Origin of the sequence: Acidiphilium iwatense, assembly GCF_021556475.1 — a bacterium.
Lineage (GTDB): Bacteria > Pseudomonadota > Alphaproteobacteria > Acetobacterales > Acetobacteraceae > Acidiphilium > Acidiphilium iwatense.
In genome coordinates this window covers 76777-87235 of record NZ_JAKGBZ010000007.1, presented here as the reverse complement: position 1 = coordinate 87235, position 10459 = coordinate 76777, and the positions used below count along the sequence as shown (strand labels likewise).

12 protein-coding genes are annotated in these 10459 nt (G+C 64.3%); 3 read left to right on the top strand and 9 right to left on the bottom strand.

The annotated features are described in order from the left end of the window. Positions 1-20: 20 nt before the first annotated feature. From L2A60_RS05615 to L2A60_RS05585, 7 genes are all read right to left on the bottom strand, one after another. A complete protein-coding gene (locus tag L2A60_RS05615) occupies positions 21-1505 on the bottom strand; it encodes an amidase (protein ID WP_235703388.1) in 1485 nt (494 codons plus the stop codon). A gap of 7 nt (positions 1506-1512) precedes the next feature. Next, complete coding sequence (locus L2A60_RS05610) at positions 1513-2448, bottom strand: branched-chain amino acid ABC transporter permease (protein WP_235703387.1); 936 nt, start codon at positions 2446-2448, stop codon at positions 1513-1515. Next, entirely contained in the window at positions 2448-3335 is an 888-nt protein-coding gene (locus L2A60_RS05605; RefSeq protein ID WP_235703386.1) for a branched-chain amino acid ABC transporter permease, read from the bottom strand. Before L2A60_RS05605 ends, L2A60_RS05610 begins: the two co-directional genes overlap by 1 nt. Positions 3336-3348: 13 nt before the next feature. Further along, complete coding sequence (locus L2A60_RS05600) at positions 3349-4581, bottom strand: ABC transporter substrate-binding protein (RefSeq protein WP_235703385.1); 1233 nt, start codon at positions 4579-4581, stop codon at positions 3349-3351. Positions 4582-4604: 23 nt separating this feature from the next. Continuing rightward, positions 4605-5297 carry an ABC transporter ATP-binding protein gene (locus tag L2A60_RS05595; protein WP_407932523.1) on the bottom strand — a complete coding sequence of 231 codons (693 nt, stop codon included), beginning with the start codon at positions 5295-5297 and terminating at the stop codon, positions 4605-4607. Between the two features lie 7 nt (positions 5298-5304). After that, a complete protein-coding gene (locus L2A60_RS05590) occupies positions 5305-6063 on the bottom strand; it encodes an ABC transporter ATP-binding protein (protein ID WP_235703383.1) in 759 nt (252 codons plus the stop codon). 161 nt (positions 6064-6224) lie between these two features. Then, the gene (locus L2A60_RS05585) at positions 6225-7229 is read right to left on the bottom strand and encodes an NADP-dependent oxidoreductase (protein ID WP_235703382.1); all 1005 of its coding nucleotides are present in this window, start codon (positions 7227-7229) and stop codon (positions 6225-6227) included. 148 nt (positions 7230-7377) lie between these two features. Here L2A60_RS05585 and L2A60_RS05580 point away from each other — a divergent pair, with 148 nt between their 5' ends. From L2A60_RS05580 to L2A60_RS05570, 3 genes are all read left to right on the top strand, one after another. Continuing rightward, complete coding sequence (locus L2A60_RS05580) at positions 7378-7788, top strand: ketosteroid isomerase-related protein (RefSeq protein ID WP_235703381.1); 411 nt, start codon at positions 7378-7380, stop codon at positions 7786-7788. 94 nt (positions 7789-7882) lie between these two features. Next, a complete protein-coding gene (locus L2A60_RS05575) occupies positions 7883-8710 on the top strand; it encodes a UDP-2,3-diacylglucosamine diphosphatase (RefSeq protein WP_235703380.1) in 828 nt (275 codons plus the stop codon). Next, positions 8694-9746, top strand: coding sequence for a glycosyltransferase family 4 protein (locus tag L2A60_RS05570; RefSeq protein ID WP_235703379.1), 1053 nt, complete (start codon positions 8694-8696; stop codon positions 9744-9746). The genes L2A60_RS05575 and L2A60_RS05570 overlap by 17 nt, the downstream gene beginning before the upstream one ends. 10 nt (positions 9747-9756) lie before the next feature. Here L2A60_RS05570 and rplT read toward each other — a convergent pair whose 3' ends face one another. Further along, the gene (rplT, locus tag L2A60_RS05565) at positions 9757-10113 is read right to left on the bottom strand and encodes a 50S ribosomal protein L20 (protein ID WP_235703378.1); all 357 of its coding nucleotides are present in this window, start codon (positions 10111-10113) and stop codon (positions 9757-9759) included. A gap of 12 nt (positions 10114-10125) precedes the next feature. Next, positions 10126-10329: a 50S ribosomal protein L35 gene (gene rpmI / locus L2A60_RS05560; RefSeq protein ID WP_235703377.1), complete on the bottom strand. Its 204-nt coding sequence runs from the start codon at positions 10327-10329 to the stop codon at positions 10126-10128. Positions 10330-10459 lie beyond the last annotated feature (130 nt).

Genomic DNA, 10459 nt, shown 5'->3' with positions numbered 1-10459 from the left:
AGTCCGTTGCGATATCACGATTATTTCAAATTCGGCTTCCGGTTCGCCCAGGGCGATACTTGCTCAAGCTGGGCGGCGAGGCGCAGCAGCGTGTGCTCCTCGCCGAACCGTGCGGTGAACTGAACGCCGACCGGCATTCCATCCTCGCCCCAGTGCAGCGGCACCGACATTGCCGGGACGAAGGTGAGGTTGGCGAGTTGGGTGAACGGCGTGCGTTCCAGGTTCTTGTAGGCGAGCTGATCGACGATGCCGGATTTCAGGAGCAGCTTGCCGGCATGCAGGGCGGTGGTGAGTTTCGACAACGTCTGCAGCAGTTCCGGCGTTTCCAGCTCGCCGATTCTTGCGGGCCCCATCGCCGTCACCGGAGTGAGGAACAGATCGTAGCTGGCGTGAAACGCGCCGAGCGCGCGGGCGAAGCCGTTCCAATGGCTTTGCAGTTCGACATAGGCCCCCGCCGACATCGCCCGGCCGAGCAGCGCCAGGGCTCGCGTGTCGGGGTGGAAGGACGATTCAGGGATTTTCTTCCGGCGCTTGATGTCATCGACCAGCGCGGCGACATGGCCGAAATAGAGCCCCATATAGCAGCGCGACAGCAACCCGCCATCGATGTCCGGTTCGGCTTCCTCGACATGGTGGCCAAGGGATTCGAGAAGCGTCGCGGCTTTGGCGACGGCGTCGGTCATCTCCGGCGCGACCGCGCCGCCGATCGGCGAACGGGTCGAAAACCCGATGCGCAGCCGGCCGGGATCGGCGCCGACTTCCTGCGCATACGGACGCGCGGGCGGCGGGATCACGAACGGATCGCCCGGTTCGGGGCCGGCGAGCACATCGAGCATCGCCGCCGAATCGCGAACGCTGCGGGTGAGCACATGGCTGCACACCGCACCTTCCCACCCCTCGCCGTTCGCCGGACCTTCCGAGATCCGGCCGCGCGACGGTTTCAGACCGAACAACCCGCAATAGGCGGCGGGAATGCGGATCGAACCGCCGCCATCGGAGGCGCCGGCCATCGGCAGAATGCGCGCCGCGACCGCCGCCGCCGAGCCGCCGGACGAGCCGCCGGGCGTGCGATCCAAGCCCCATGGATTGCGGGTCGCGCCATGCAGGATCGTTTCGGTCGTCGCCTTCAGGCCGAGCTCGGGTGTCGCGGTCGAACCGATGATGACGAGGCCGGCGGCGAGACAGCGATCGACATAGGCCGCGTTGCGCGTGGCGATATTGTCCCTGAGCGCGACGGCGCCCAGGGTCATGCGCGAGCCCGCATAATCCTGCAGAATATCCTTGAGCAGGAACGGCACGCCGGCGAACGGTCCGGTGAGCTTGCCCGCGGCCTGCTTGTGCGCTTTATCCCGCATATCGACCGCGACGGCGTTCAGCCGCGGTTCGGCGGCGTCGATGCGCGCCAATGCGGCTTCGAGAAGTTCTCCAGCGGAGACATCACCTTTCGCGACCAGTGCGGCGAGCGCCGTGGCGTCGAACTCCTGGAGCTGGCCGGTCAATGCCATGGGGCGTTCATAGCGAGAGTTTGAGCTTGGCCGCGAATTCGCCCACGACGCCACGGCGGAACAGCAGGACGCAGGCGATGAAGATCACGCCTTGGATCACCGTAACCCAATCGCTGAAACTCGCGAGGTAGTATTGCATGGCGATGACGATCGCCGCGCCGATCAGCGGCCCGAACACCGTGCCGATGCCGCCCACCAGAACCATCAGCACCACGATCGCCGAGGTCACGTTGCCGACATCGGTCAAGGTCACGATCTTGGTGACCAGGGCGTTCAACGCGCCGGCGATGCCGGCCAGGAAGGCGGCGATGATGAAAATGATCCATTTATACTGATCGACCTTGTAGCCGAGCGAAATCGCCCGGCTCTCGTTCTCGCGGATCGCCTTGACCACCTGGCCGAACGGCGAATGGATGACCCGGTGCGCGAACAGGAAGCCGGCCAGGAAAATCACCAGCGTGAACGCATAGAGATGCAAGTCCGGCCCCAGGGCGACCATGCCGAAAAGCTTGCCGCGCGGGATGTTCTGCATGCCGTTCTCGCCGCCGGTGAAGCCCGTATCCTGCACGGCGAAGAAATTGACGAATTGCGCCAGCGCCAGCGTGATCATCGCGAAATAAATGGTCTGCCGGCGGATCGCGAGCCAGCCGAACACGACGCCGATGGCCGCCCCGGTGAGCCCGCCGAGAACGACGCCGAGTTCGGGGGTGAGATGCAGGCTCTGCACCGCGTAGCCGCCGACATAGCCGCCCATGCCGAAAAACGCCGCCTGCCCGAGCGACAGCAGGCCGATATAGCCCATCAGCAGATTGGCACCCATCGCGAACAGCGCGTAGCACATCACCTGCATCAGGAAGATCGGATAGGCGACGAAGGGTGCAGCGAGCAGAATCGCGACCATCAGCACGAATCCGGCCGATTGCGCGCGGGTGAAGCCCAGCATCACGCCGCCTTTCCGAACAGGCCGGCCGGCCGGGCCAGCAGCACGATCGCCATCACCGCGAACACTACGACGGAGGATGCCGGCGGATAGAAAACCTCGGTAAATCCTTGAATGACACCGAGGCCGAAGCCGGTGAGGATGGCACCGCCGATCGAGCCCATCCCGCCGATCACGACCACGGCAAACACCGTGTTAATCAGATCGCTGCCCATGTTGGGATTGACCGAGTAGAGTGGTGCGGCCAGCACGCCGGCGAAACCGGCGAGCGCCACGCCACCCGCGAAAGTGAGCGCGACCAGACGCGGCACATTGACGCCGAAAGCCTGCACCAGAGACGGGTTTTCCGTCGCCGCGCGCAGCAGCGCGCCGAGCCGGGTTCGCTCGATGGTGAACCAGACGGCGAAACAGACCAGCGCCGCCGCGACGATGACGAAACCGCGATAGACCGGCAGGAACATGAAGCCGAGATCAAGCGTGCCCGAGAGAATGTCCGGCCCGTTATAGCTGACCCCTGAACTGCCGAACCCGTTGGTGAACAATCCTTCGAGCACCAGGGCCAGACCGAAGGTGAGCAGAAGTCCGTAGAGAATATCGAGCTTGTAGGTGAACCGGATCAACCCGCGTTCGAGCAGAAGGCCGAAGGCACCGACGATGAGTGGCGCCGCGAACAGCGCCACCCAGTAGTCGATGCCGAGATAGTGCAGCAAACCCCAGGTGACGAAGGCGCCCACCATGAACAGCGCGCCATGGGCGAAGTTGATCACCCGCAGCAGGCCGAAAATGATCGCCAGCCCAAGCGACAGCATCGCGTAGAACGAGCCGTTGATGATGCCGAGCAGCAATTGCCCGAACAGCAATGGCGCCGGCTTGCCAAAGATCATCATCATGGCGGGCGAAGCCTTACGCCTTGACCAGCGGGCAGCCTTCGATCGCCATCGGCATGAACGCCTTGGCGGCCGGCGTGGTTTCGAGCAGGGTGTAATAATCCCAGGGGATCTTGCTCTCGCCCGGCTTTTTCACCCGGAACAGGAACGCATCGCACATGAAGCGACCGTCCGCGCGGATATAGGCCTTGCCGAACGCATCGTCGTCGGTCGGCATCTTCTTCATCGCGGCGACCAGTTCCGCGCCGTTCGCCGCCGCTTTCATGTTGTTCATTTCATGCACGGTCTTCAGGAAGTGCAGCGTGCCCGAATAACAGCCGGCCTGACCCATCGAGGGGTAGTTGTTCGGCGTGCGCGGCAGCACGCGCTTGGTGAAGGCGCGGGTGCGGTCGTTCAGGTTCCAGTAGAAACTTTCGGTCAGGATCAGATCCTGCGCGATCTCCAGCCCCATGCCGTGAACGTCGTTCAGGAAGACGAGCAGGCCGGCGATTTTCATTTTCTTGTTCAGGCCGAACTGATGCGCCTGTTTGACAGAGTTCACCGTATCCGCGCCGGCATTGGCGAGGCCGAGCACCTGGGCGCCGGACGATTGCGCCTGGATCAGGAAAGACGAGAAATCGGTGGTCTGCGGGAATGGGTAATTGACGTTGCCGAGCACCTTGCCGCCATGCTGCTTGACTACCGCTGCGGTCTGATCGTGCAGCAAATGGCCGAAGGCGTAATTGGCGGTGATGAAGAACCAGGTCTTGCCACCGGCTTTCACCATCGCACCGCCGGTCGACTGGGCGAGCATGTAGGTATCGTAGGTCCAGTGGATCGACTGCGCATTGCAGAATTTTCCGGTCAGCGAAGATCCGGCGGCTCCCGAATCGATGAAGGCGCGGTTCTTATCGTGCGCGACACCCTGGATCGCGAGGGCGACGGCGGTGTTCGGCACGTCGATCACCAGATCGACGCCCTGATCGTAGAACTGGCGGGCCAGCCCGACGCCGACATCCGGCTTGTTCTGATGATCGCCCTTCAGAACGGTGACGTCGTAGCCTTTCTGCTTGGCGCCGAAATCGGCGACCGCCTGTTTGACGCAGGCGACCGAGGTGGGGCCGCCATCGTCGCGATACGGGCCGGAGAAATCGCTGATCACCGCGATTTTCAGCGATTTTCCGGCGGCGCGGGCACGGGTGAGCGGAAAGGAAGCGGCGGCGGCACCCGTGGCGGCAGTGCCGAGCAGGGTTCGTCTTGTCAGTTTCATGGTCTGTCCTCCGGTTCTGGTCATCATATGCCGAGCCGACGGTGCAAGGAGTCGGCACGGGTGGGCAGTTCGTGATTCGGAATCATGTCCACCACCTGGCCGTGTTCGACCAGATAATGCCGGTCGGCCATACGGGATGCGAAGTGGAAATTCTGCTCGACCAGAAGCACGGTGAAGCCGCGACGTTTGATCTCGCCGATCATCCGGCCGATCTGCTGAACGATCACCGGGGCGAGCCCCTCGGTGGGTTCATCAAGGAGCAAAAGTTTGGCGCCGGTGCGCAGGATTCGTGCGATCGCCAGCATCTGCTGTTCGCCGCCCGAGAGTTTGGTCCCCGCACTCTTTGCCCGTTCCGCGAGATTGGGAAACAACGTGTGGATGTCGGCGACACTCATCCCGCCGGGTGCCACCACCGGGGGCAGCATCAGGTTTTCCTCGACCGAAAGCCCGGCGAAAATACCACGATCTTCCGGGCAGAACCCGATGCCCGCGCGCCCCGCGACATCGGGCCGGGCCGCGATCAGTTCCCTGCCGCGAAACATCACGCTGCCGGCGCGTTTCGGCACCAGCCCCATGATCGCTTTCAGCGTGGTCGATTTGCCGGCGCCGTTGCGGCCGAGCAAGGTGACGCATTCGCCCTCGCGCACCTCGAAATCCATGCCGTGCAGCACGTGGCTTTCGTCATACCAGGCGTTGAGGCCCCGGACATTCAGCATCGACGCGTCAGACATCCTGATGGTCCGTGCCGAGATAGGCGGTGACGACGGCTTCGTTGGCGGACACGCTGGCATAATCGCCCTCGGCGAGCACGCGGCCGCGTGCGAGCACGGTGATCCGGTCCGACAGGCCGGAAACGACCGACAAATTATGCTCCACCATCAGGATGGTGCGCCCGGCGCGGATCTTGCGGATCAGCGCGACGATGCGCCCGACATCGGCTTCGGTCATGCCGGCGGTGGGTTCGTCGAGCAGCATCAGGCGCGGTTCCAGTGCGAGCGTGGTGGCAATTTCAAGCGCGCGTTTGCGGCCATAGGACAAAGCTACGGCCGGCACACCCGCACTGTCCGACAGACCGACATCGTCCAGGAGTGCCAGTGCGCGATCGTTGAAGCGAATCAGCACGCGCTCGCCGCGCCAGAAATCGAAATTGCCGCCACGCGCCCGCGCGAGCGCGATGCGGACATTCTCCAGCGCCGTCATGTGGCCGAATACCGCCGAAATCTGGAAGCTGCGCACCATGCCGCGCCGTGCGACACCGGCGGGTGACAATTGCGTGATATCCTGGCCTTCGAATGCGATACGGCCGGCGCTCGGCTGGAGGAATTTGGTCAGCAGGTTGAAGCAGGTGGTCTTGCCAGCGCCGTTCGGGCCGATCAGGGCATGGATGCTGCCGTTTTCGACATTCAGATCGACGCCCTGGACGGCCATAAAGCCGCGAAATCCCTTGGACAGGCCTTGCGCTTCAAGAACGTAATCGCTCATCGGGCAAATTCGGAACGGTCATTCATGCGCGGATCGACGCACTCCCCTTTCAAGGCGTTGGCTCCCCGGCAGCACGATCATGGCTGCGTGTTCATTATAGTTTAATCATGGTGACATACCGGTGGCGGCGGCGCAATGGCGCGCCCACCGCCGGTCTGCTGTCAGACTTTCAAGATCAGCTTACCGAAATTCTCGCCGGTGAACAGCTTGAGCAGGGTTTCGGGGAACGTCTCGATCCCATCGGCGATGTCTTCCCGGCTCCTGAGCTTTCCCTCCCGCATCCAGCCGGCGATGTCGCGGGCGGCCTCGGCGTAGCGATCGGCATAGTCGAAAACGATCATGCCCTGCATCCGCGCGCGGTTGACCAGGAGCGAGAGGTAGTTGGCGGGACCTTTGACCGGCGTCGTGTTGTTGTATTGCGAGATCGCGCCGCAAATCACCACGCGGGCGCGCAGATTGATCTGAGCCAGGCAGTCGTCGAGGATCTGGCCGCCGACATTGTCGAAATACACGTCGATGCCCTTGGGGCAATGCTCGCGCAGCTTGGCCGGCACGGCCTCGGATTTGTAGTCGATCGCGGTGTCGAAGCCGAGTTCGTCCACCAGATAGCGGCATTTTGCCGCCCCGCCGGCGATGCCGACCGCCCGGCAACCCTTGATCCTGGCGATCTGGCCGACCAGCGCGCCGACCGCGCCGGCAGCGCCCGAGACCACCACGGTTTCGCCGGGTTTCGGCTCGCCGACGGCGAGCAGACCGAAATAGGCGGTCATGCCGGTCATGCCGAGGGCGGAGAGGAACAGCGGCTTGGGCGCGAGGCTGGGATCGACCTTGAAGCAGTCCTTCGCGGCAACGGTCGCGACGCTCTGGACACCGAGCTGGCCGCTTACCGTATCGCCCGGCGCGAAGCCCGGAGCCTTACTCTCGATGACGGTGCCGAGACCAAGGGCGCGCATCACCTCACCGAGCCTGACCGGCGGGATGTAGGATTTGCCCTCGTTCATCCAGCCACGCATCGCCGGGTCGAGCGAGAGATATTCGACCCCGACCATGATTTCGCCGGATTCCGGCGGACGCGGCCTATCGGTGCGGAACTCGAAATCCTCGCGCTTGACCATGCCCGCCGGGCGGCGGGCGAGGCGGAACTGGCGGTTTTCGGACTGGTTCATGGTTTCGCTCCTCCATTGACCTATAGGGTAGGCACAGCAAGGCATTCCGGGCAAGGCCGTTGGAAGTGCCGCGCGATTTTTCGCGGCACTCTTGAATCGCGCGGCGAATCGCGGAACTGTGAGGGCTTATGAGCCTACGGGGAAAACGATGCCGACCAACGCCAAAAACCTGATCGAATCCTATTACGCCGCGTTCAATGCGGGGCAGCCGCGGGCGATGCTCGACCTGCTGACCGATGACGTGATCCACGACATCAACCAGGGCGCGCGGGAGACCGGGCGCGACAAATTCGCCGCCTTCCTCGATCACATGAACATCTCCTATCGCGAGCGGCTGACCGATATCGTGGTGATGCCGGGCGCGGACGGCACGCGCGCCGCCGCTGAGTTCGTGGTGCATGGCGAATATCTGAAAACCGATCCCGGCCTGCCCGAGGCGCGCGGCCAGCGCTACGTTCTGCCGGCCGGCGCGTTCTTCGACATAAGCGACGGGCGGATCGCGCGGGTCACCAACTACTACAATCTCCAGGACTGGCTGAGGCAGGTCGGAGCCGGGTAACCCGGCACAGAGCGTCATGAATTTGTAAAACGCCAGATCCTGTCATCAGAGTTTCATTAGGCGCGGCACGAAACGATCGCGTATCGGACGCGTCATGACAGCTCCGGCCGCCATAACGCGCTATCGCAGCGTGTTCATCTCCGACACCCATCTCGGCATGCGCGGCTGCCGTGCCGATTTTCTCGCGGATTTCCTGCGCCGGAACGCGGCCGAGCACATCTTTCTGGTGGGCGACATCATCGATGGCTGGCGGCTCCGGCGCGGTTGGTACTGGGACCGGCACCACGACGAGGTGCTTGCCTTGATCCTGCGCCACGCCCGCAACGGCGCGGCGATCACCTACGTGCCGGGCAACCATGATGAAATCGTGCGGCGCTATCTGCCGCTCGGGCTGGAGATGGCGGGCATCCGCTTCGCCGCCGAAGCCGAGCACGTCACCGCCGCCGGCAAGCGGCTTCTGGTGATCCACGGCGATCAGTTCGACTCCGTGGTGCGCTACGCGAAGATTCTGGCCTTGCTCGGCGACTGGGCCTACACGGCGGCGCTGGTGCTCAACCGGTATTTCAACATCGCCCGCGCGCGGTTCGGCTACCCTTACTGGTCGCTTTCCGCCTATCTCAAGCGGCGGGTCAAGGAAGCGGTGAAGGCGATCGACCGTTTCGAGACCGCGCTCGCCGCCGATGCCGCCCAGCGCGGGTTCGACGGGGTGGTGTGCGGCCACATCCATCATGCCGAGATGCGCATGGTCGGGGAGGTTCTGTACGTCAACGATGGCGACTGGGTGGAGAGCTGCACCGCCCTGGTCGAGCATTGGGACGGGCGGCTCGAACTGATCGACTGGGCGGCGCGCAACCGGCTGTCGTTCCTGGCGCCGCGCAAGGCCGGGGCGGAGCGGGACGCATTGGATGCGGCACCTGCCTGACCCCGCACGCATCCTCATCGTCACCGATGCCTGGCACAAGCAGGTCAACGGCGTGGTCCGCACCCTGTCGATGCTGGCGGAACAGCTGGAGGCGCTGGGCCAGACAGTGATGGTGATCGGGCCGGATCGGTTCCGCACCCTGCCCTGCCCGAGCTACCCGGAAATCCGCCTGGCTTTGTGCCCGCGCAGGCGGCTTGCCGCCCTGGTCGCGGAGTTCGCGCCGGATGCGTTGCATATCGCGACCGAAGGGCCGCTCGGCATTGCCGCGGCGCGGCTGGCGCGGCGGGCGGGATGGCAGTTCACCACCGCCTATCACACAAGGTTCCCCGATTATCTGGCGGCGCGGATCGCGCTGCCGCGGCGCCTCGCCTATGCTTGGCTGCGGCGGTTTCACGGCCAGGGTTCCGGCACCATGGTGGCGACGCGCTCGCTCGCCGCCGAACTGCAAGCCCGCGGATTTGGCAATACGCGCCTGTGGTCGCGCGGCGTCGATGCGGCGCTGTTCCACCCCGGCCGCGCCGGGCCCCTGCCCTATGAGCGGCCGATTTTCCTCTCGGTCGGCCGGCTGGCGGTGGAGAAGAATCTGACCGCGTTTCTCGATCTCGACCTGCCGGGAACCAGGCTGGTGGTCGGCGGCGGCCCGGAGCGCGCTCGGCTGGAACGGCGCCATTCGGGGCCGCGCACCCGCTTCCTCGGCGCGCTGCACGGCGCCGAACTCGCCGCGATCTTCGCGAGCGCGGATGCGTTCGTGTTCCCGAGCCGGACCGATACGTTCGGCCTGGTTCTGCTGGAGGCGCTCGCCGCCGGAACGCCAGTCGCGGCCTTCCCGGTTGCCGGACCGCGCGATGTCATCGGCGCTGCAGCCGAGCCGGTCGGCGTGCTCGACGACGATTTGCACAAGGCCGCACTCGGTGCACTGGCGATCGACCGGCGCGCGTGCCGGAGATTCGCCGAGCAATTCTCCTGGCAGGCTTGCGCTTCGCTGTTTCTGGACCATCTGGTGCCGATACGGTCGCCCGTATTGGCACCAGCCTGATGTCACACTTTCACCCGCGCGCGGCTTTCGCGGCCTCGACGATGGCGGCGAAGCCCGCAGCGTCGTCGAACGCCATCGCGGCGAGAACCTTGCGGTCAAGCTCGATATTCGCCTGTTTCAGCGCAGCGATGAACTGGCTGTAGGTCATGCCGTGCTCGCGCACCGCCGCGTTGATCCGCTGAATCCAGAGTGCGCGGAATTCGCGCTTCTTCACCCTGCGGTCACGATAGGCGTATTGCAGCGACTTTTCCAGGCGCTCCAGCGCGATGCGGTAGCTGGAAGAGGAGCGGCCGACGAAGCCTTTGGATTGTTTCAGAACTTTTTTGTGCCGAGCGTGGGTGGTCACACCCCGTTTGACGCGTGCCATGCTGCGCTCTCCTCAATCCAGACCGTAGGGGGCCCATTGCTTGACGGTTTTGCCGTCCTGCTCGGGCAGGGCCATCATGCCCCGATTGGTGCGCTTCATTTTCTGCGAGCGATTGATCAGCCCGTGGCGCTTGTTGCCGTGACCGGCCATGACCTTGCCGGTGGCGGTGATCTTGAACCGCTTTTTTACTGACGATTTCGTCTTCATTTTCGGCATTTCATACTCCTCGATGTCCGTGCCCGAAGCGCGGGTGCGCCCAAGGTGCGCGTTGTGCGGCCGGGCATGCCAATGGGCCCGGTCTCGCGACGCGATCGCGCTGGAAGTCGCGGCCTATACGCAGAACCGC